Source organism: Klebsiella sp. WP4-W18-ESBL-05, assembly GCF_014169075.1.
GTDB classification, from domain to species: domain Bacteria; phylum Pseudomonadota; class Gammaproteobacteria; order Enterobacterales; family Enterobacteriaceae; genus Kluyvera; species Kluyvera ascorbata_B.
Map to the genome: position 1 here is coordinate 2,034,283 of NZ_AP022057.1, position 19,431 is coordinate 2,053,713.

The following is a 19,431-nucleotide window of genomic DNA, read 5'->3' on the forward strand; positions in this document are numbered from 1 at the left end:
TTTACCAGAGGTAAATAAATCCGATTCATTAACCTGATTGGCGTTGATTTCGGCGTATCGGTTGATAATTAGCAATATTTATTCCAGGCTTAAAAAACATCGAACGAAAGGAGAGGGAAGATGAAAAAGCATGTTGCAGGACTTCTGGGGGCCGCAGCCGTACTGGCAATGCTGGCAGGCTGTACCGCTTACGATCGTACCAAAGACCAGTTCACACAGCCGGTTGTGAAAGATGTGAAAAAAGGGATGAGCCGTTCACAGGTGATGCAGGTCGCCGGCAAGCCGTCGTCGGAAGTGACGATGATCCACGCACGCGGCACGTGCCAGACCTATATCCTGGGTCAACGTGATGGTAAAGCTGAAACCTACTTTGTGGCCCTGGATGACACCGGTCACGTTATCAATTCCGGCTATCAGACCTGCGCTGAGTACGATACCGATCCGGCGGTTAAGAAGTCATAATCGCGCATCTAGAGGACATCTACGAAAGCCCGACCTTAGCGTCGGGCTTTTTTATCAGATGTCATGCTTATTTCTTGTCGCGAATTATTTTGAGTAAAGTGTGAAGGTAGTCAAAACAAGAGGTCAATGAGAGACAATTTTTGGGTCTTAGGAATTATCGGTAGGCAAATTGTTGCCGTATACTCAAGGCATAAACAGTAGATAACTCATCTGTTACATACGAGGGTTATGGGCACATGGAACATCGCCCGATGATGACAGATTTCACAAGTTGAGGAAGCGTGAATGGAAAAGAAACATATCTATCTTTTTTGCTCTGCCGGAATGTCCACTTCATTGTTGGTATCCAAAATGCGTGCACAGGCTGAGAAATACGAAGTACCGGTCGTGATTGAAGCCTTCTCGGAAACATTTGCCGGTGAGAAAGGTCCGCAGGCTGATGTTATTTTACTCGGCCCGCAAATCGCCTATATGTTGAACGATATTAAAAAGATTTTACCGAACAAGCCGGTTGAGGTTATTGATTCAACGCTGTATGGCAAGGTCGATGGTTTAGGTGTGCTTAAGGCAGCTGTTGCTGCAATTAAAAAAGCAGCTGCGCAGTAATTTTTTTATTTTTCCCGTCAAAGAGTTATTTCATATTTAATCGCCGCAATTTTATTGCGGCCCTTTAAGGGTATTTTTCTATGAGTAAAGTGATCGATTCGCTTGAAAAGGTACTCCTTCCTTTTGCTGTTAAAATAGGAAAGCAGCCACACGTCAATGCCATTAAAAACGGCTTTATTAAATTAATGCCACTGACCCTCGCGGGGGCCATGTTTGTATTAATTAATAACGTTTTTCTGAGCTTTGGTGAGGGGTCATTCTTCTATTCAATGGGCATTCGTCTGGATGCGTCCACCATTGAAACATTAAACGGCTTTAAAGCCATCGGCGGTAACGTTTATAACGGTACCTTAGGCATTATGTCGCTGATGGCACCTTTCTTTATCGGTTCAGCGTTAGCCGAAGAACGCAAAGTTGACCCGATGGCCGCAGGCTTAATTGCAATTGCCGCGTTTATGACCGTTACACCGTACAGCGTAGGCGAAGCCTATGCCGTAGGCGCTAACTGGTTAGGCGGGGCAAACATTATTTCCGGTATCATTATCGGTCTGGTTGTTGCCGAACTGTTCACCTTTGTGGTGCGCCGTAACTGGGTCATCCGTTTGCCGGATAGCGTACCGGGCTCGGTGTCCCGTTCGTTCTCAGCGGTTATCCCGGGGTTCATTATTCTGTCCATCATGGGGATTATCTCCTGGGCGCTGACCCACTGGGGCACCAACTTCCACCAGATCATCATGGACACCATCTCTACGCCGCTGGCTTCTATGGGTCACGTCGTGGGCTGGGCTTACGTTATCTTTACCTCGCTGCTGTGGTTCTTCGGTGTGCACGGTTCCCTGGCGCTTTCCGCGCTGGACAGCGGCATCATGACCCCATGGGCGCTGGAAAACATCTCTCTGTACCTGCAGTACGGTTCTGTTGAAGCCGCGGTTGCCGCCGGTCACCAGTTCCACATGTGGGCGAAGCCGATGCTGGATTCCTACATCTTCCTCGGCGGTACGGGTGCAACGCTGGGTCTGATCATCGCTATCTTCATCGCCTCTCGCCGCGAAGATCACCGTCAGGTTGCTAAGCTGGCGCTGCCGTCAGGCATCTTCCAGATTAACGAACCGATTCTGTTCGGTCTGCCAATCATCATGAACCCGGTTATGTTTATTCCGTTCATCCTGATTCAGCCGCTGCTGGCCGCGATTACCATGACCGCGTATACCCTGGGCATCATCCCGCCAATCACCAACGTGGCGCCATGGACAATGCCAACCGGTCTGGGTGCATTCTTTAACACCAACGGTAGCGTAGCCGCACTGATTCTGGCGCTGTTCAACCTGGGTGTCGCAACGCTGGTCTACATGCCGTTCGTGATTATCTCGAATAAAGCGCAGGCCACCATTGACAAAGAAGAAAGCGAAGAAGACATCGCCGCTGCTCTGAAATTCTAATGCCAATGCGGTATGGAGCGAACCTCCATACCGCCCTCACAAAAGGGAATAAGTATGTTCGATCTGGATAATGTTGTTGCTGAGGACGTGCAGGAAAACGATCTCGAAGAAGTGGTGATGGGTCTGATTATCAACTCAGGTCAGGCGCGTAGCCTGGCATACGCCGCGCTGAAGCAGGCAAAGCAGGGTGAATTTGAGGCCGCGAAGGCGACCATGGAACAGTCCCGCATCGCGCTGAGCGAAGCACACCGCGTACAGACGCAGCTGATTGAAAGCGATGAAGGTGAAGGCCGCATGAAGGTTAGCCTGGTGCTGGTTCATGCGCAGGATCATCTTATGACGTCAATGTTAGCGCGCGAGCTGGTTGCTGAATTGATCGAACTTCACGAGAAGGTACAATAGGCTTTTCCCTATGAGGCAACCAAAGATGATCACCATGGAAATCAACACCGCCCGAGAACAACAGCTCTTTAACGGTAAGAATTTTCATGTCTTCATCTACAACAAAACGGAAAGCATCAGCGGGCTGCACCAGCATGACTACTACGAGTTCACCATCGTACTGACCGGGCGCTATTATCAGGAGATAAACGGCAAGCGGGTCATGCTGGAGCGCGGAGACTTTGTTTTCATCCCGATGGGTTCGCACCACCAGAGCTTTTACGAGTTTGGCGCGACGCGGATCCTCAACGTCGGGATCAGCAAAGACTTCTTCGACACCCATTATCAGGCGCTGGTACCGTTTGCTTTGGTTGCTTCGCAAGTCTATTCGATTAAAAGCACGTTTCTTAGCTACATTGAGTCCGTTATTTCTTCGCTGCATTTTCGTGAAACGGAATTTGACGAATTTATTGAACTGGTTTCCTTCTATGTGATTAACCGCTTGCGGCATTACCGTGAAGAACAGGCGCAGGATGTTACGCCAGCGTGGTTAAAATCCACCGTTGAAGCCATGCACGATAAATTAAAATTTGGTGAAGGTGCTCTGGAAAATATGGTCGAGTTATCCGGAAAAACTCAGGAATACTTAACTCGAGCGACCCAGCGCTACTATGGCAAAACGCCAATGCAGATCATTAATGATATCCGCATTAACTTCGCCAGAAAACAGCTTGAAATAACCAACTACTCGATTACCGATATTGCCTATGAGTCAGGGTATAGCAGCCCAAGTTTGTTTATTAAAACATTCAAAAAGCTCACCTCATTCACGCCGAGCAATTATCGGAAGCAACTGACGGTTATTAAATAACGCGCTGCGGAGTTTCGCCGCAGCTCTGAATTAAAGACTTTAACTATCCACGCATAATGTGGAGGGTAACCCACGTTTAACTTGTGGATCACGAGGGAGAAAAGTATGAGCCAGAAATTAAAAGTTGTCACAATTGGTGGTGGTAGCAGCTATACGCCGGAATTACTGGAAGGTTTTCTCAAGCGCTATCATGAACTGCCGGTCAGCGAACTGTGGCTGGTGGACGTGGAAGATGGCCAGGAGAAGCTGGACATCATTCACGCACTTTGTGAGCGCATGGTAGAAAAGGCCGGCGTGCCGATGAAGGTCTATAAGACGCTGAACCGCCGTGAAGCCCTCAAAGATGCCGACTTCGTGACCACCCAGCTACGCGTGGGCCAGCTTAAAGCCCGTGAAAAAGATGAACGCATTCCGCTGAGCCACGGTTACCTGGGCCAGGAAACCAACGGTGCGGGCGGCCTGTTTAAAGGTCTGCGCACTATTCCGGTGATTTTCGACATCATTAAAGATGTTGAAGATGTTTGCCCGAACGCGTGGGTTATCAACTTCACCAACCCGGCCGGGATGGTGACCGAGGCGGTGTATCGCCATACCAACTTCAAGCGTTTTATCGGCGTATGCAACATTCCGATCGGCATGAAGATGTTCTTCACCGACGTGCTGCGACTGACAGAGAAAGACGATCTTTCCATCGACCTGTTTGGTCTGAACCATATGGTCTTCGTGCGTGATGTGATCGTCAACGGCGAGTCCCGTTTTGCCGAACTGCTGGACGGCGTGGCCTCCGGTACGCTGTCTGCCAACACGGTGAAGAACATTTTCGACATGCCGTTCAGCGAAGGGCTGCTGCGCTCCCTGAATCTGCTGCCGTGTTCTTATCTGCTGTACTACTTCAAGCAGAAAGAGATGCTGGCTATCGAAATGGGCGAGTACTACAAAGGCGGCGCGCGCGCGCAGGTGGTGCAGAAGGTTGAGAAACAGCTGTTTGAGCTGTACAAGAATCCGGATCTGAACGTCAAACCGAAGGAGCTGGAACAGCGCGGTGGAGCGTATTACTCCGACGCGGCGTGTGAAGTGATCAACGCTATCTACAACGATAAGCAGACCGAACACTACGTCAACATTCCGCACCATGGGCACATTGACAATATTCCGGCGGACTGGGCCATTGAGGTCACTTCTATTCTGGGCCGCGACGGCGCGAAACCGCACCCGCGTGTGACCCATTTCGATGAGAAGGTGCTGGGCCTGATTCACACCATCAAAGGCTTCGAAATTGCCGCAAGCCAGGCGGCTATCAGCGGTGAATTCAACGATGTGCTGCTGGCGCTGAACTTAAGTCCGCTTATCCACTCTGATAAAGATGCAGAGGTGCTGGCGCGCGAACTGATTCTGGCCCATGAAAAATGGTTGCCGAACTTCGCCGCCACCGTGGAGAAACTGAAACAGTGACAGGAGGCATGATGGAGCGTTTGTTAATCGTTAATGCCGATGATTTTGGCCTGAGCAAAGGGCAGAACTACGGCATTATCGAAGCCTGTAAGAATGGACTGGTTACCTCGACCACCGCGCTGGTTAACGGCGCGGCTATCGACCACGCGGCTCAACTGAGCCGCCGCACGCCAGCGCTGGCGGTGGGGATGCACTTCGTATTGACGCTGGGCGAACCGTTGACGCCGATGCCGGGTCTGACCCGTGAGGGTAAGCTGGGCAAATGGATTTGGCAGATGGCGGAAGAAGACGCGTTGCCGATGGATGAGATTGCCCGCGAGCTGGAGTGTCAGTACCAGCGCTTTGTCGACCTGTTCGACGCTGAGCCGACGCATTTTGACAGCCATCATCACGTGCATATGATCCCGCAAATCTTCCCGCTGGTGGCCGAGTTTGCGAAATCCAAAGGCATTGCGCTGCGGGTTGACCGCACCATTCCGTATCCGTTTACCCTCCCGGAAGGGCTGCGCAGCAGTGAAGGGTTCAGCAGCGAGTTTTATGGCGATGCTATCTCAGATGCGCTGTTCCTTGAGGTACTGGATAGCTCTGCCGCGCGCGGCGAGCAGTCCCTGGAAGTGATGTGCCATCCGGCGTTTGTCGACAACACCATTATGGGCAGTGCGTATTGCTACCCGCGTCTGGCTGAACTGGATGTACTGACCTCAGCGTCGTTGAAATATGCTATTGCGGAAAGAGGCTACCGCCTCGGGACATTCCGCGACGTGTAATCCTTGTTTTACCCCCTCAACCCTTTGCCCGACAGCCACCCTGTCGGGCTTTTTTGTGTATGACGATTGCGCGTGAATCCTGCTATCATAAGGGTTTACCGCTTTGTCTTACTGATTGTGAATTTAACTGCTTATGAAACCGCTTCGCCAACAAAATCGGCAGATTATCAGCTATGTCCCCCGTTCCGAACCCGCTCCGCCCGAGCATGCTGTGAAGGTTGAAGGCTTTCGCGACGTGTGGCTGCTGCGCGGCAAATACGTGGCGTTTGTGCTGATGGGCAGCGCGTTTCGACGTTCTCAGGCGTTCAGCGTTCCGGAATCGGCCCAGCGTTGGGCGGTGCAGATGCGTCAGGAAGGGGACATTGAGGCGTAGCAGGTATAACACCGGATATCAAAAAACCGCGGGTGATTAACCCGCGGTTTTTTTGTGCCCCGGAGAGGGGCGGCGATAACGGTAGCCCGACAGATTAGCGGTGGGCTAACTCGGCATCTTCTTCGCTGTTCAATACGTCTTTATCGGTCTGACGCAGCCATTGGCTGGTCAGCGTACCGGCGGTCATTGAGCCACTGACGTTCAGCGCGGTACGCCCCATGTCGATCAGCGGTTCAACGGAGATCAGCAGCGCCACCAGCGTGACCGGCAGACCCATCGCGGGTAGGACGATCAGCGCGGCGAAGGTTGCACCGCCGCCAACGCCCGCAACGCCTGCGGAGCTAACGGTGACCATACCGACCAGGGTCGCAATCCACAGCGGATCCAGCGGGTTAATGCCGACGGTTGGGGCAACCATTACCGCCAGCATGGCCGGGTAGAGGCCCGCACAGCCGTTCTGGCCGATGGTCGCGCCAAAAGAGGCGGAGAAGCTGGCGATAGATTCCGGTACGCCCAGACGACGCGTCTGCGCTTCAACGTTCAGCGGGATGGAGGCCGCGCTGGAGCGACTGGTGAAGGCGAAAGTCAGCACTGGCCATACTTTACGGAAGTATTTCAGCGGGCTGACGCCGTTGACGCCCAGCAGAATGCCGTGCACAACGAACATAATCAGCAGGCCCAGGTATGAGGCAACCACAAAGCTGCCCAGCTTGATGATGTCCTGCAGGTTAGAACCGGCAACCACTTTGGTCATCAGCGCCAGTACGCCGTACGGCGTCAGCTGCATGACCAGACGCACCAGCTTCATGACCCAGCCCTGTAAGGTGTCGATAGCCGTCAGCACGCGCTGGCCTTTCGGCGCGTCATCTTTCAGCAGCTTCAGCGCAGCAACGCCGAGGAAAGCGGCAAAGATAACCACGCTGATGATTGACGTTGGGTTAGCACCCGTCAGGTCAGCAAACGGATTTTTCGGCACAAACGACAGCAGCAGCTGAGGAACGCTGAGGTCGGCCACTTTACCTGCGTAGCTGCTCTGAATTGCGTTCAGGCGTGCCGTCTCGGCGGTGCCCTGTACCAGACCTTCGGCGGTCAGGCCGAACAGGTTGGTGACCAGTACGCCGACCAGCGCGGCAATCAGCGTGGTGAACAGCAGAGTACCAATGGTGAGCACGCTGATTTTACCCAACTGAGAGGCGTTGTGCAGACGGGCCACCGCGCTCAGAATCGAGGCGAAGACCAGCGGCATGACAATCATTTGCAGCAGCTGTACGTAACCGTTGCCGACAACGTTAAACCACTGAATAGAGTCTTTGAGTACCTGGCTATCAGACCCGTAAATAAGCTGCAGTGCAAGCCCGAAGACCACGCCGATAACCAGACCGACCAGCACTTTTTTTGCCAGACTCCACTGCTTGTGACGCGTTTGCGCCAGCGCCAGCAGCAATACGGCGAACACAACGATGTTCGCGATTAATGGAAGGTTCATCCCCGTTCTCCTGAAGCATTTTCCACGCCGTCTGCGGGCAGTAAAGATGCCGCAGCGGGTGTCTTTTTAGGACAAACCCGTAAAGATTTGTCTGGATGTGAGAAGGTTAACAGAACTGAAAAAAGTCCGCTTATATCCAAATGGAATGGATTATGCCAAAAAAGACATTATCGCTGGATTATTGCTCAGCCCGGCGATTAATAAAGCGATCGAAGTCGTTTTGCAGCAAATTAATCATCGACGAAGACCAGCGCACCACGCTGTTGTCTGGCAGCGATTGCGGCATAAAAACGGCGTAGGCAAACAGCGCCATGCACAGTACGCGCTCTAATTGGTTGCCCTTGCGCGGTGCGAGAATCGGCAAACGAAAGCGCCAGCGGCACGGCCAGAGTAGCGGTACGCCGGCGGGCGTGAGCATATCGGCAAGAATGTGGCTCAGGTAGCCCAGCACCATGCCCTGTACGGCATCGGCGGGGACAATCCAGCTATCCGGGACTTTCAGGTAGAAAAGGGTTAGCGCGCCGAACACGGCGAGCAGGCTGTGGGTAAAGCCGCGATGGCCGCACATTCGGGCGATGGGTTTAGACAGCCAGCTGAGCCGTTGCCCGAGGAAGGAGCGCGGATGGTCGATGTCCGGAAGCAGACAAGTTAATATCGCCGAAGGCACGATGTGCCACCAGTCTCCTTGTGCGAGTACCGGCGTCAGTTCGGCATTTTTAGCAAATACCGCGCAGGCGATAGAAAAGAGCAGATGACCTTCCGCCGTCATGATAAAACCCATTAATCTGTGAATTCATACAGTATAGGGTTTTTGTACAGTAGGCGGAAGAGGTTACGGTGTAACTCTTTGTCAAAAAATTAACGTGCCAGCCAGCCACCGTCTACGGCTATCGTATAGCCATTGATGTAGTCTGATGCCGGCGAGGCAAGAAACACCACCGGGCCTTTGAGATCGTCCGGCGTTCCCCAGCGACCGGCGGGAATGCGTTCGAGGATGGCTTTATTGCGCTCGACGTCATCACGCAGCGCCTCGGTGTTGCTGGTCGCCATGTAGCCCGGGGCGATGGCGTTAACGTTGATGCCATGCTGCGCCCATTCGTTAGCCAGCAGGCGGGTGATACCTAATACGCCGCTTTTGGAGGCGGTGTAGGATGGCACACGGATGCCGCCCTGGAAAGAGAGCATTGACGCAATATTGATAATCTTGCCGCCGCTGCCCTGGCTCAGGAACTGCTTTGCTACCGACTGGGAAAGGAAGAATACGGATTTCAGATTCAGGTTCATGACGTCGTCCCAGTCTTTTTCGCTGAAGCTCAGCGCATCTTCGCGACGGATAGTCCCGGCGTTATTCACCAGAATATCGATGCGGCCAGCGGCAGCAACGGCGGCCGGCACGATATCGGCGATCCCCTCAGGTCGGCCGAGATCGGCCTGAATAGCAAACATCCGGCGGCCCAGCGCGGCCACTTTTTCTGCGGTTTCCTGCGGGATACTGCGGCTGACGCTCACGATATCGCAGCCGGCTTCCGCCAGCCCCAGCGCCATCCCTTGACCAAGACCTTTATCACACCCGGTCACCAGCGCGACTTTACCTTGCAGATTGAAAGTATGAAGCATGATTTCGACCCCTGTATTTGGTTTTTATCGTTATGAGAAGACTTACAGGGCTAGAGCATAGAAGGGCATAGCAGAAATTTCAAATAAAAATAAAACAGCGTTTCATTTTTATGATTGGGTTGGCATTTGCGGGCACAATTGGTGCCCGCATTATCATTAGCCGCACAGATTTTCGCGGGTCAGATATTCCAGCGACGTCAGTTTAACGTCGGCAAGCGCAAAACGCGGGTCGAGCTGGCTTTCTGCGGCAGGCACGACAATCGAGCGCATGCGGGCGGCCTTGCTGGCGACCATGCCGTTCACGGAATCTTCCAGCGCCACGCAGCACAGCGGGTCAACGCCTAGCGCCGCCGCACAGTTGAGATACACCAGCGGGTGCGGTTTGCTGTAGGGCAGGCTGTCGGCGGAAGCGAGCGCATCGAACTGGTCACGCAGGTCGAACATGGTCAGCACTTTTTCCAGCATATACAGCGGAGAGGCCGAGGCCAGGCCCACTTTTAGCCCCTGCGCTTTACACAGGGCGACGGCTTCGCGTACCCCCGGCAGCAGTGGACGCGTTTGCTCAACCAGCGCAATCACGCGGGCAATCATGCGTTCAACGACCGTCGCGCGGTCCGGGCCGCTCCAGGGTTGTTGACCGAACCACAGATCCACCACCAGGTCGATGCGCAAACCGCGGGTGTCAGGAAGCTCGTGTCGGCGGGAGAAATCGACGCCCAGTTCGCTCAGTACTTCGTGTTCGGCGCGATCCCACAGCGGCTCAGAATCGATCAGTAAGCCATCCATATCGAAAATAGCGGCGCGTATTTGACGCTCGGCGGACATAACTACCTCTCCTTTAGGGTAACGAATGCGGCTTAATGGTATATCATATCGCGCGTAAAGTCGGGCGAAAGTCGCCTTCAGCAGGTAGACTTCATAAGCACTTAGCCCGAGATTCAGGCGTCTTAACAAGGGGAACTCATGACGTATCAACAAGCTGGACGCATTGCCATCCTCAAGCGTATCGCCGGGTGGGTGATATTTATTCCTGCGCTTATCTCTACGCTGATTTCCGTGCTGAAATTCATGTACGAGCACAGTGCAAAGCAGCCGGGGATCGATGCCGTCATGATGGATTTCGTACACGTGATGGTCGACATGATGCGTTTCAATACGCCGTTTTTGAATCTGTTCTGGTACAACTCGCCGCAGCCGGACTTTCAAAACGGGCTGAATATCATGTTCTGGATTATCTTTGCGCTGATCTTTGTGGCGCTGGCGCTGCAGGATTCCGGGGCGCGGATGGCGCGTCAGGCGAAGTTTCTGCGCGAAGGGGTGAACGATCAGCTCATCCTGGAGAAAGCGAAAGGGGCGGAAGGGCTGAGCCGTGAAGCGCTGGAGGCGCGGGTAGAGGTACCTCGCCATACGATTTTTGTGCAGTTCTTCCCGCTGTATATTTTGCCGATTATCGTCATCGCGATCGGTTATTTCGTTCTGAAGGTGCTGGGTTTTCTCTAATGCAGGCCGGATAGGGCGTTTACGCCGCTATTCGGTCATCTGACCGTATCCGGTCGACAAACAATAGGCCCGGCGATTCATTGCCGGGCCTATTGTTTTATGCAGCGGGAATGGCGCGCGGTTTGCCCTGAGGGTCGACCGCAACGTAGATAAACAGCGCCTCGGTGGCTTTATAGCGCTGGCCAATCGGTTCTGATGAAACCTTCTTGACCCAGACTTCAATATTGATGGTGACCGACGTATTGCCGCGCTTGACGCAGCGTGCGTAGCAGCACACTACGTCGCCGACCGCGACCGGGCGCAAAAACGTCATGCCGTCGACCCGTACCGTCACCACGCGGCCGTGGGCCACTTCCTTCGCCATAATGGCGCCGCCAATATCCATTTGTGACATTAGCCAACCGCCAAAAATATCGCCGTTGGCATTGGTATCCGCAGGCATGGCTAGCGTACGTAATACCAGCTCTCCCTGCGGAGCGTCATTCTGTAGTGTCATTCTTATTCTCTGTGCTTACTTGTGGTCGTCTTGTGGCATATGACGATAGATGTACACGCCGCTCAGTACGGTGAATACCAGCGTCAACGCCGTCAGGCCAAACACCTTAAAGTTTACCCAAATGTTTTGCGGTAACCAGAAGGCGATATAAATATTTGCCAGCCCGCAGAGGATGAAAAACACCGCCCAGGCGAGGTTCAGCTTCGACCAGACCGCGGCCGGCAGGGTAATCTCTTTGCCGAGCATGCGCTGAATCAGCGGCTTTTTCATTACCCACTGGCTCACCAGCAGCGCGCCGGCGAACAGGGCGTAAATCACCGTCACCTTCCACTTAATGAACTCGTCGTTGTGGAAGAAAATGGTCAAACCGCCGAAGAACGCCACCACGATAAAGGTGATCAGGGCCATTTTTTCGACTTTGCGATAGCGCACCCAGCTGTAAATCAGGACCACGGCGGTGGCGACAATCAGCGCGCCGGTTGCCGCATAGATATCATAAATTTTATAAAAAGCGAAAAAGACAACCAGCGGTAAGAAATCCAGAAACTGCTTCATACTTCGATTCCGTAGTTCAGCGCCGCCCGCCAGCGGGCGGCATCAGATTATTGACGAATAAGCATATACACGCGGAATAAATAGATCAGCAACAGGGCGGAAACCAGGTTACTGAGCGCATTAACCACTACGGCGCCAAGGTACGGCGTCAGGAAGGCAAAGCTTGATGCAAACAGCAGCAGCAGCGTTTTGCCAGCATCCAGCCCACGACGGCGGGCGCAATCAGGCGCATATTAGCCCAGCCGAGTCGGGTACTGTGCCGAATGGCGGCAAAGACACCCAGCTTGTCCTGGACCAGCATGACCGGCGCGAACGCCAGCACGATAGCCAGCAAAATGCCCGGCACCACGATCAGCATGACGCCCATCTGGACGAGGAAGGTACTGATAAAAATCAGCACCAGCAGCTTCGGCAGCACCGGCGCGCTGGCGCCAATGGCGCGAAGCGCGCTCACCGGCTGCCCGGCAGAGATGAGCTGAATCATCAGCAGAATACCGCCCGCAAGGATGGCATTACCAATCAGCCCGGCAAAGGTCGATGCCGCAGAGGAGCGCAGCAGGATCTGCTGTTGCTCCGGCGTCATGTTCTGAACCAAATCAAACAGCCCCGTACTGCCGGCGAGATGATCGCCGGTTGTCAGCGTCGCCAGCTGTTCATCGCTGGGGGAAAAGGCATGGCCAAGCACCACCGTGATAAATGAACAGAGCAAGGCAATCAGTAAAATGGTGACGAACTGATTGCGGAAAAAATTACCCGTGTCACGGTATACAGACTGCGCCGTGATAGACATGCACTCTCCTTGAGTATTGCAGGTGTTAATTAGCCGGCAATTGTACCGCAAATCGCGCCTGCGTAGCAGCCTCTGCGCCAGCTCCGCTAAGTATATCTTTGTAAAGAGGTTCCAGCGGCGGCAGGCCGTATCGCGCGCGGGCGCGATTGCACGCTTCGTTGAGTTCGCCGTTCTCACCGGACATCGCGAACTCGCGGCACGGAGAGGGACGGTGAGCATAGATAGTACAACTGACGGAATCGCCTATCGTGCCCGAAAGGGCCGAGCAGCGCGACTGACGCTGGTTAGTGCCGGTCATACAGCGCAAAAAGGGGGTAACAGGCTCAGTAAGCTGCGCGGGGACGGGGCCACCTGCATCATCACCTTCTGCCCAGTAAAAAGAGACTCGAAAATACGCACAACAGGCACCGCACGTCATGCACGGGTTGATTTCACTCATGATTACACCTGATCAAAACGCATCAACAATATTGTCGTGTCCTAAATTATCCAGCCGCTGAGAAGCCGACAAGAGGAGACAAAAAAAATTTTCCGACAAATCAATAAAATTGATATGGCTATTAATAACGGTTGTGACATAAAGCCACAAAATTGATCTGGATTAACAAATGTTAAATCTAATGACTTTGTGTGATCCGTGACGGATCAAAAGTAACTCATTGTGGGTATATTTGCCGCGCTTGAAAAACCATAATGAGGAAGTGGATATGAAAAAGTTAGCAGCGGTTGCATTGGCGTTAAGTACTGTTTCCGGCGGCGCCTGGGCGCATGAAGCCGGCGAGTTTTTTATTCGTGCGGGTTCGGCAACGGTACGTCCTACGGAAGGATCGGATAGCGTCCTCGGCAGTCTGGGAAGCTTTAACGTCAGTAATAACACCCAGTTAGGCTTAACCTTTACCTATATGGCGACTGACAATATTGGTATTGAACTGCTGGCCGCCACGCCGTTCCGTCATAAGGTTGGCACGGGCCCTACCGGCGATATCGCCACTGTCCATCATTTACCGCCGACGCTGATGGCGCAGTGGTACTTTGGCGACGCGCAGAGCAAATTCCGTCCTTATATTGGCGCGGGTATTAACTACACCACCTTCTTTGATAATGATTTCAATAAAACCGGTAAAGAGGCGGGGCTGTCGGATCTCAGTCTTGACGATTCCTGGGGCGCGGCCGGGCAGGTGGGGCTGGATTATCTGATCAACCGCGACTGGCTGATCAACATGTCCGTCTGGTACATGGATATCGACACCAACGTGAAGTTTAAACACAATGGCGTGAACCAGAGCGTCAGTACCCGACTGGATCCGTGGGTGTTTATGTTCTCGGCGGGTTATCGCTTCTAAGGCGTTCCCGGCGGCAATTTATGCGGTCGGGATGTTTTTCTAGCGGCAGGCCTCGGTAGTGATTTTCACCGCCAGCCTGGCCGCGCGCCCTTGGGCGATAGAACGCGGAATCAGGTAGATCATATTCGGACCCGGCGTCAGCGCCATGCCCAGCGAGACGGTGATTTTTTCATCCTACGATGCCAGGCTTTACTGCGGAGGTCATTGTTAGTGGGAAGGTCAGTTACGCCAGGCGTAGCGTTTCGGGCGAAAAAAAAAGCCCGCATCGGATGCGGGCAAAAATACTGGAAGCAATGTGAGCAATGTCGTACCGAATACCTGAGTGATTTGCTCAACTACTCGGTAATGAGAAAGATAATATTTCTCATTTAAGATATCAACCCTATCTTTTGTGTGAAAGCGATTTTTTTATCCGAGGGTGAAGACCGTCCGTTTCAGACTATTGTCCAGTGACCAGGCTGTGGCAACGTTTTGCAGCGGCACGGGCGTGGTGGCGATGGTAAATCCGCCCGCAACCGCCGCATTCAGCATCTCGCCGGTCGCCTGCAACAGCTGCGACATTGGCAGGCTGCCAATCCCGCTTCCCATTAGCCGCAGCGGGGCGGATCGCAGTATCGCGCCGTTAAGCGCAATGTCGCTTCCCGCGAGTGACCCGACCTGTACGTAACGAATGGGGGTGTGGCCGCGGCTGTATTTCGCCAGCGCCGGCAGCATCAGTTCCGCGCTGTGCCCCCAGAGATAATCGACGACGACATCAATCCCCAGGTTGGCCTGAACGGCGAATTCGGCGCTGAGGGCGGTGTCATCTCCGGTGAGCAGGATGCTGATATCAGCGTCCAGTGCCGCCAATGCGCTGGGGTTACGCCCGGTAGCGATCACTTTGCTGGCCCCGAGATGGCGGGCAATTTGCACCGCTAGCTGTCCGGCGCTGCCGGTTGCGCCGTTGACCAGTACGGTTTCACCGGCCCGGAAATTCGCGCGCTTCACCAGCGCCGCCCAGGCGGACATGCCTGGATTGGCCATCGCCGCGGCGGTGATATCGTCCAGGTCGTCCGGCAACGCAAAGCAGTTCTGACGGTCAACAGGGGCGTACTGCGCCATGCTGCCCCACGGCGCGGTTGGAAAGGCAAAATAGACTCGTTCACCGGAAGGGAGCGTGCCGGTGCCGTCGATGCCGACGACAAACGGCAACCTGCCGTCAAAGCTGTAATGTTTACCCGAGGCGCGGCTTTTCACGACGTGGCTGATGGCGGCGGCACGGACGCGAATCCGCGTCTGTTCATCGCCCACCGGCGGTTCATCAAAATCGGACCATACCGGGCCCTGGTCAAGGTCAAAAACGACGGCTGCTTGCATAAAGGTGTCTCCAGAAGATAATTATGTGTAAAATGCACATATCAGATAACGGCACTATACTTGGTTGGAAAATATATGCAATATGCACATAATAATTATGACATCACGGACTTCCACGGTGCGCTGCTGGATATTATCGGCGTCATGAATCAGCCGGCCCGCGACGAACAGCTGTTACAGGCGGCGGGCGTTCAGCTTGAACAGCTGCTGTTTCCGCTGCTGGTGGCGATTGGTCGCTGTGGGCCGATAGGCGTGGTGGAGCTGGCGGATAACCTCGGGCGGGATTACACCACCGTCAGCCGCCAGGTGAAGAAACTTGAAGCTCAGGGGCTGGCACATAAGCAGCCGAACGAACGCGACAGGCGGATTAGCGAAGTGACGCTGAGCGAGCAGGGGCAGGCGATTTTTGCGCAGATAGCGGTCGCGCGGCAGACGCTGATGAATCGGGTACTGGAGAACTGGTCGCCGGAAGAGGTACAGACGCTGTTTACGCTGACGCGTAAATACGCCGACAGCCTGCAACAGCAATAAGCCGCCCGACGAGCGTCAGGCGGCTTGAGGCGTTACGCCGATTTGGTGGCCGCTTTCATACGGGCCACAAAGCGTGAAAGCTCATCCAGCATTGCCTGCGGATTGTCGACGTTACGCTCAATGATTTTGACAATGGCGGAGCCCGAGATAGCCCCGGCGGCACCGGCTTCAATCGATGCGGATACCTGATCCGGCGCAGAGATACCAAAGCCCTGCAGCGGCGGCGCGGCGTTGTACTCTGCCAGTTTCGCCACCAGGTGGTGCAGCGGCAGGGCGGCGCGGGTTTCGGTACCCGTCACGCCCGCACGGGAGAGCAGATAAGTGTAACCACGACCGTGTTCGGCGATCTGACGCAGCAGCTCGTCGTCGGCGTTCGGCGGGCAGATGAAAATCGGTGCCACGTTATGACGCATGGCGGCCTGACGGAACGGCGCGGACTCTTCCACCGGCACATCGGCGACCAGTACGGAGTCGACGCCTACGCGCGCGCATTCGGCGTAGAACTCGTCAATGCCGCGGTTGAACACCAGGTTGGCGTACATCAGCAGGCCAATCGGAATCGTCGGGTGCTTCTGGCGAATAGCCGCCAGCATCTCAAAGCACTGAGTCGGCGTGACGCCAGAAGCAAACGCACGCAGGGTCGCGTTCTGGATGGTTGGGCCATCGGCCAGCGGATCGGAGAACGGAATACCCAGCTCAAGCGCATCGGCGCCGCCTTCAATCAGCGCATCAATGATTTTCAGTGATTGTTCCGGATTCGGATCGCCTAAGGTGACGAAGGGAACAAACGCGCCTTCCTTGCGGGCCTTCAGTTGAGCAAACAGGTTGTCATAGCGTTCCATCAGATTTCCCCTCGCGCTTTCAGAATATCGTGTACGGTAAAGATGTCTTTGTCGCCGCGCCCGGACAGGTTTACGACCAGCAGCTGCTCTTTTTCTGGGTTTTCACGCATCATTTTCAGCGCGTGGGCCAGGGCGTGGGAGGACTCCAGCGCCGGGATAATCCCTTCATGGCGGCTGAGTTCCTTGAACGCATCCAGCGCTTCGTTATCGGTAATCGAGACGTATTCAGCACGGCCAATGCTGTTCAGGAAGGCGTGCTGCGGCCCAACGGACGGGAAGTCCAGACCCGCAGAGATTGAGTAAGACTCTTCAATCTGGCCTTCATCAGTCTGCATCATCGGCGATTTCATACCAAAGTAGATGCCGACACGGCCGTGTTTCAGCGGCGCGCCGTGTTCGCCGGTTTCAATACCGTGACCGGCTGGCTCAACGCCAATCAGACCAACGCTGGTTTCATCGATGAAGTCGGCGAACATACCGATGGCGTTAGAACCGCCGCCGACGCAGGCAATAACCGCATCCGGCAGACGACCTTCTTTTTCACGGATTTGCACTTTGGTCTCTTCACCAATCATGCGCTGGAATTCACGCACGATGGTTGGGAACGGGTGCGGGCCTGCTGCGGTGCCGAGCATATAGTGCGCGGTTTCATAGCTGCCAGACCAGTCGCGCAGCGCTTCGTTACAGGCATCTTTCAGCGTCGCGGAGCCGCTGTGTACCGCAATAACCTCTGCCCCCATCAGGCGCATACGGAAAACGTTCGGCGACTGACGTTCGATATCTTTCGCGCCCATATAGATGCGGCACTTCAGACCGAGCAGGGCACAGGCGAGCGCGGAGGCTACGCCGTGCTGACCAGCACCGGTTTCGGCGATAATTTCGGTTTTACCCATGCGTTTTGCCAGCAGCGCCTGACCCAGAACCTGGTTGGTTTTGTGCGCGCCGCCGTGCAGCAGATCTTCACGCTTGAGGTACAGCGTGGTTTTGGTGCCTGCCGTCAGGTTGCGGCACTTGGTCAGCGCAGTCGGACGACCGGCGTAGTTTTTCAGCAGGTCGGTAAATTCGGCCTGAAATTCGGGATCCTTCTGCGCGCTGACAAACGCTTCTTCCAGCTGGCGCAGGGCGGGCATCAGAATCTGCGGAACGTACATGCCGCCAAATTCGCCGAAGTAGGGGTTCAGTAAAGTACTCATTCTTGCTCCTTAATATGCGCGCAGCGTCTGAAACACCGAGGCCAGTTTGCTGGCATCTTTAATACCCGGTTTTGACTCGACACCTGAATTGAAATCCAGCCCGACGCAGCCGCTTTTGGCTGCATCTACGCAGTTGTCTGCGCTTAACCCACCGGCCAGCATCACATTGCTCAGATCCTGACCTTGTAACAGTGACCAATCAAACCGCTGGCCGGTGCCGCCCTGGCCGTTGTCGAACAGATATCTGTCGACGTGCTTCAGGCTGCGCGGCGGCAGTGCATTGGTGACGCTCAGCGCTTTCCAGATTTGTACATCGGCCGGTAGCGCGGCGCGCAGGTCATCGATGTAGGCCTGTTCTTCATCACCGTGCAGCTGTACCGCACGCAGGGAAAGCGCAGTCGCGCGACCAACAACCTCCGCAACCGGGGCATTGCGGAATACGCCGACGTAGCTCAGCGGCGCGGCGGCGATAACCTCGCGAGCCTGCTCAACGCTTACCGCGCGCGGTGAAGTGGGGACAAAAATCAGTCCGCCATAAATAGCGCCCGCTTCATAGGCCGCCTGGGCATCCTGCGCGCGGGTCAGCCCGCAGACTTTATTCTCCCCCAGCAGTACGCGGCGGACCGCCGCGTTGAGGTCATCGTGCGCCATCATCGCTGAACCGATCAGGAAACCGTTGGCGTAATGGGCCAGCTCACGAACCTGGGCATTCGTGTTGATACCGGATTCGCTGATGACGGTGACCTCGTGACCCAAACGCGGTGCCAACTGGCGGGTACGGTTGAGGTCGATGGAGAGATCGCGCAGGTCGCGGTTGTTGATGCCGACGACTTTTGCCTTCAGCGCAATGGCGCGCTCAAGCTCTTCTTCATTGCTCACCTCGGTCAGCACGCCCATGTTCAGGCTATGCGCCACCGCGGACAGCTGACGATACTGTTCATCGTCCAGCACGGAGAGCATCAGCAGACAGGCGTCCGCCTGGTAGAAACGCGCCAGATAAATCTGATAGGCGTCGATAATAAAGTCTTTGCACAGAATCGGTTGCGGTGCGATACCGCTGACGATCGGCAGAAAATCAAAGCTGCCCTGGAAGTACTTTTCATCGGTCAGTACCGAAATGGCGGAGGCGTAATGCTTGTAAACGTTGGCAATACGTGCCGGATCGAAATCATCGCGAATGACCCCTTTTGACGGAGAGGCTTTTTTGCACTCCAGAATAAACGCGGTGCGGGTGCCGCTGAGCGCATCATAAAAATGACGCTGGCTTGGTTGCACGTCGTTCTGGAACGAGGCTAACGGTTGTTGTTGTTTGCGGGCTTCTACCCAAATCGCTTTATCGGCAACGATTTTTGCTAATACGGTCTGCATTTA

22 protein-coding genes and 2 pseudogenes are annotated in these 19,431 nt (G+C 54.6%); 11 read left to right on the forward strand and 13 right to left on the reverse strand.

Translation table 11 applies throughout. The features are described from left to right. The first annotated feature begins 120 nt into the window (after positions 1-120). From osmE to cedA, 8 genes are all read left to right on the forward strand, one after another. Complete coding sequence (gene osmE, locus H7R58_RS09730) at positions 121-462, forward strand: osmotically-inducible lipoprotein OsmE (RefSeq protein WP_182929054.1); 342 nt, start codon at positions 121-123, stop codon at positions 460-462. A gap of 285 nt (positions 463-747) precedes the next feature. Then, positions 748-1,068 (forward strand): PTS sugar transporter subunit IIB, encoded by a 321-nt coding sequence (locus H7R58_RS09735; RefSeq protein WP_182934707.1) that lies wholly within the window; start codon positions 748-750, stop codon positions 1,066-1,068. Between the two features lie 80 nt (positions 1,069-1,148). Further along, positions 1,149-2,507, forward strand: coding sequence for a PTS N,N'-diacetylchitobiose transporter subunit IIC (gene chbC / locus H7R58_RS09740; RefSeq protein WP_182929051.1), 1,359 nt, complete (start codon positions 1,149-1,151; stop codon positions 2,505-2,507). A gap of 54 nt (positions 2,508-2,561) precedes the next feature. Continuing rightward, on the forward strand, positions 2,562-2,909 hold the full coding sequence (chbA, locus tag H7R58_RS09745; RefSeq protein WP_106926547.1) for a PTS N,N'-diacetylchitobiose transporter subunit IIA: 348 nt from the start codon (positions 2,562-2,564) through the stop codon (positions 2,907-2,909). A gap of 25 nt (positions 2,910-2,934) precedes the next feature. Continuing rightward, on the forward strand, positions 2,935-3,759 hold the full coding sequence (gene chbR, locus H7R58_RS09750; protein WP_106926549.1) for a transcriptional regulator ChbR: 825 nt from the start codon (positions 2,935-2,937) through the stop codon (positions 3,757-3,759). Positions 3,760-3,864: 105 nt separating this feature from the next. Then, positions 3,865-5,211: a 6-phospho-beta-glucosidase gene (locus tag H7R58_RS09755; protein WP_182934708.1), complete on the forward strand. Its 1,347-nt coding sequence runs from the start codon at positions 3,865-3,867 to the stop codon at positions 5,209-5,211. A gap of 11 nt (positions 5,212-5,222) precedes the next feature. Beyond that, positions 5,223-5,978, forward strand: coding sequence for a chitin disaccharide deacetylase (gene chbG / locus H7R58_RS09760; protein WP_106926553.1), 756 nt, complete (start codon positions 5,223-5,225; stop codon positions 5,976-5,978). 133 nt (positions 5,979-6,111) lie between these two features. Then, a complete protein-coding gene (gene cedA, locus H7R58_RS09765) occupies positions 6,112-6,351 on the forward strand; it encodes a cell division activator CedA (RefSeq protein ID WP_106926555.1) in 240 nt (79 codons plus the stop codon). Between the two features lie 94 nt (positions 6,352-6,445). Here the strand turns inward: cedA and H7R58_RS09770 are convergent, their stop codons facing one another. The 4 genes from H7R58_RS09770 to hxpB form a co-directional block, all read right to left on the reverse strand. Further along, positions 6,446-7,837: an L-cystine transporter gene (locus H7R58_RS09770; RefSeq protein WP_182929049.1), complete on the reverse strand. Its 1,392-nt coding sequence runs from the start codon at positions 7,835-7,837 to the stop codon at positions 6,446-6,448. 178 nt (positions 7,838-8,015) lie between these two features. After that, the gene (locus H7R58_RS09775; protein ID WP_106926559.1) at positions 8,016-8,606 is read right to left on the reverse strand and encodes a metal-dependent hydrolase; all 591 of its coding nucleotides are present in this window, start codon (positions 8,604-8,606) and stop codon (positions 8,016-8,018) included. An 89-nt stretch (positions 8,607-8,695) separates the two neighbouring features. Beyond that, entirely contained in the window at positions 8,696-9,454 is a 759-nt protein-coding gene (kduD, locus tag H7R58_RS09780; RefSeq protein ID WP_413774310.1) for a 2-dehydro-3-deoxy-D-gluconate 5-dehydrogenase KduD, read from the reverse strand. 156 nt (positions 9,455-9,610) lie between these two features. Further along, on the reverse strand, positions 9,611-10,279 hold the full coding sequence (gene hxpB, locus H7R58_RS09785) for a hexitol phosphatase HxpB (protein ID WP_106926563.1): 669 nt from the start codon (positions 10,277-10,279) through the stop codon (positions 9,611-9,613). Positions 10,280-10,417: 138 nt separating this feature from the next. Between hxpB and H7R58_RS09790 the strand changes: the two genes are divergently transcribed. Continuing rightward, complete coding sequence (locus H7R58_RS09790; RefSeq protein WP_182929048.1) at positions 10,418-10,954, forward strand: YniB family protein; 537 nt, start codon at positions 10,418-10,420, stop codon at positions 10,952-10,954. A gap of 97 nt (positions 10,955-11,051) precedes the next feature. Here H7R58_RS09790 and yciA read toward each other — a convergent pair whose 3' ends face one another. The 4 genes and pseudogenes from yciA to H7R58_RS09810 all read right to left on the reverse strand — a co-directional run bounded on the left by yciA (position 11,052) and on the right by H7R58_RS09810 (position 13,234). Then, on the reverse strand, positions 11,052-11,450 hold the full coding sequence (gene yciA / locus H7R58_RS09795) for an acyl-CoA thioester hydrolase YciA (RefSeq protein WP_106926567.1): 399 nt from the start codon (positions 11,448-11,450) through the stop codon (positions 11,052-11,054). A gap of 15 nt (positions 11,451-11,465) precedes the next feature. Beyond that, on the reverse strand, positions 11,466-12,005 hold the full coding sequence (locus tag H7R58_RS09800) for a septation protein A (RefSeq protein WP_106926569.1): 540 nt from the start codon (positions 12,003-12,005) through the stop codon (positions 11,466-11,468). A gap of 47 nt (positions 12,006-12,052) precedes the next feature. Continuing rightward, positions 12,053-12,795, reverse strand: a pseudogene (locus H7R58_RS09805) (YciC family protein). A gap of 25 nt (positions 12,796-12,820) precedes the next feature. After that, positions 12,821-13,234 (reverse strand): YkgJ family cysteine cluster protein, encoded by a 414-nt coding sequence (locus tag H7R58_RS09810; RefSeq protein WP_106926571.1) that lies wholly within the window; start codon positions 13,232-13,234, stop codon positions 12,821-12,823. 268 nt (positions 13,235-13,502) lie between these two features. Between H7R58_RS09810 and ompW the strand changes: the two genes are divergently transcribed. Continuing rightward, positions 13,503-14,138, forward strand: a complete 636-nt coding sequence (gene ompW / locus H7R58_RS09815) for an outer membrane protein OmpW (RefSeq protein WP_106926573.1) — start codon at positions 13,503-13,505, stop codon at positions 14,136-14,138. 72 nt (positions 14,139-14,210) lie between these two features. Here the strand turns inward: ompW and H7R58_RS09820 are convergent. Together H7R58_RS09820 and H7R58_RS09825 are read right to left on the reverse strand one after the other, a co-directional pair. Further along, positions 14,211-14,285: pseudogene (locus H7R58_RS09820) on the reverse strand (LysE family translocator); the annotation flags it as partial. A gap of 261 nt (positions 14,286-14,546) precedes the next feature. Further along, a complete protein-coding gene (locus H7R58_RS09825; protein ID WP_182929046.1) occupies positions 14,547-15,494 on the reverse strand; it encodes a quinone oxidoreductase family protein in 948 nt (315 codons plus the stop codon). Between the two features lie 75 nt (positions 15,495-15,569). On the opposite strand from H7R58_RS09825, the gene H7R58_RS09830 reads away from it, so the two are divergent. Next, positions 15,570-16,025, forward strand: coding sequence for a MarR family winged helix-turn-helix transcriptional regulator (locus tag H7R58_RS09830; RefSeq protein ID WP_182929045.1), 456 nt, complete (start codon positions 15,570-15,572; stop codon positions 16,023-16,025). 32 nt (positions 16,026-16,057) lie between these two features. Here the strand turns inward: H7R58_RS09830 and trpA are convergent, their stop codons facing one another. Genes trpA through trpCF form a run of 3 tightly spaced genes read right to left on the reverse strand, consistent with a single transcriptional unit; the run spans position 16,058 to position 19,428 of the window. Further along, positions 16,058-16,867, reverse strand: coding sequence for a tryptophan synthase subunit alpha (gene trpA / locus H7R58_RS09835; protein WP_182929044.1), 810 nt, complete (start codon positions 16,865-16,867; stop codon positions 16,058-16,060). Beyond that, a complete protein-coding gene (gene trpB, locus H7R58_RS09840; RefSeq protein ID WP_106926581.1) occupies positions 16,867-18,060 on the reverse strand; it encodes a tryptophan synthase subunit beta in 1,194 nt (397 codons plus the stop codon). The genes trpA and trpB overlap by 1 nt, the downstream gene beginning before the upstream one ends. A 9-nt stretch (positions 18,061-18,069) precedes the next feature. Further along, on the reverse strand, positions 18,070-19,428 hold the full coding sequence (gene trpCF, locus H7R58_RS09845; RefSeq protein WP_106926583.1) for a bifunctional indole-3-glycerol-phosphate synthase TrpC/phosphoribosylanthranilate isomerase TrpF: 1,359 nt from the start codon (positions 19,426-19,428) through the stop codon (positions 18,070-18,072). Positions 19,429-19,431 lie beyond the last annotated feature (3 nt).

Excerpts from the sequence above, each read along its gene's own strand:
- osmE (WP_182929054.1), top strand. The coding sequence starts at position 121 with ATGAAAAAGCATGTTGCAGGACTTCTGGGGGCCGCAGCCGTACTGGCA.
- H7R58_RS09735 (WP_182934707.1), top strand. The coding sequence starts at position 748 with ATGGAAAAGAAACATATCTATCTTTTTTGCTCTGCCGGAATGTCCACT.
- chbC (WP_182929051.1), top strand. The coding sequence starts at position 1,149 with ATGAGTAAAGTGATCGATTCGCTTGAAAAGGTACTCCTTCCTTTTGCT.
- chbA (WP_106926547.1), top strand. The coding sequence starts at position 2,562 with ATGTTCGATCTGGATAATGTTGTTGCTGAGGACGTGCAGGAAAACGAT.
- chbR (WP_106926549.1), top strand. The coding sequence starts at position 2,935 with ATGATCACCATGGAAATCAACACCGCCCGAGAACAACAGCTCTTTAAC.
- H7R58_RS09755 (WP_182934708.1), top strand. The coding sequence starts at position 3,865 with ATGAGCCAGAAATTAAAAGTTGTCACAATTGGTGGTGGTAGCAGCTAT.
- chbG (WP_106926553.1), top strand. The coding sequence starts at position 5,223 with ATGGAGCGTTTGTTAATCGTTAATGCCGATGATTTTGGCCTGAGCAAA.
- cedA (WP_106926555.1), top strand. The coding sequence starts at position 6,112 with ATGAAACCGCTTCGCCAACAAAATCGGCAGATTATCAGCTATGTCCCC.
- H7R58_RS09770 (WP_182929049.1), bottom strand. The coding sequence starts at position 7,837 with ATGAACCTTCCATTAATCGCGAACATCGTTGTGTTCGCCGTATTGCTG.
- H7R58_RS09775 (WP_106926559.1), bottom strand. The coding sequence starts at position 8,606 with ATGACGGCGGAAGGTCATCTGCTCTTTTCTATCGCCTGCGCGGTATTT.
- kduD (WP_413774310.1), bottom strand. The coding sequence starts at position 9,454 with ATGCTTCATACTTTCAATCTGCAAGGTAAAGTCGCGCTGGTGACCGGG.
- hxpB (WP_106926563.1), bottom strand. The coding sequence starts at position 10,279 with ATGTCCGCCGAGCGTCAAATACGCGCCGCTATTTTCGATATGGATGGC.
- H7R58_RS09790 (WP_182929048.1), top strand. The coding sequence starts at position 10,418 with ATGACGTATCAACAAGCTGGACGCATTGCCATCCTCAAGCGTATCGCC.
- yciA (WP_106926567.1), bottom strand. The coding sequence starts at position 11,450 with ATGACACTACAGAATGACGCTCCGCAGGGAGAGCTGGTATTACGTACG.
- H7R58_RS09800 (WP_106926569.1), bottom strand. The coding sequence starts at position 12,005 with ATGAAGCAGTTTCTGGATTTCTTACCGCTGGTTGTCTTTTTCGCTTTT.
- H7R58_RS09810 (WP_106926571.1), bottom strand. The coding sequence starts at position 13,234 with ATGAGTGAAATCAACCCGTGCATGACGTGCGGTGCCTGTTGTGCGTAT.
- ompW (WP_106926573.1), top strand. The coding sequence starts at position 13,503 with ATGAAAAAGTTAGCAGCGGTTGCATTGGCGTTAAGTACTGTTTCCGGC.
- H7R58_RS09825 (WP_182929046.1), bottom strand. The coding sequence starts at position 15,494 with ATGCAAGCAGCCGTCGTTTTTGACCTTGACCAGGGCCCGGTATGGTCC.
- H7R58_RS09830 (WP_182929045.1), top strand. The coding sequence starts at position 15,570 with ATGCAATATGCACATAATAATTATGACATCACGGACTTCCACGGTGCG.
- trpA (WP_182929044.1), bottom strand. The coding sequence starts at position 16,867 with ATGGAACGCTATGACAACCTGTTTGCTCAACTGAAGGCCCGCAAGGAA.
- trpB (WP_106926581.1), bottom strand. The coding sequence starts at position 18,060 with ATGAGTACTTTACTGAACCCCTACTTCGGCGAATTTGGCGGCATGTAC.
- trpCF (WP_106926583.1), bottom strand. The coding sequence starts at position 19,428 with ATGCAGACCGTATTAGCAAAAATCGTTGCCGATAAAGCGATTTGGGTA.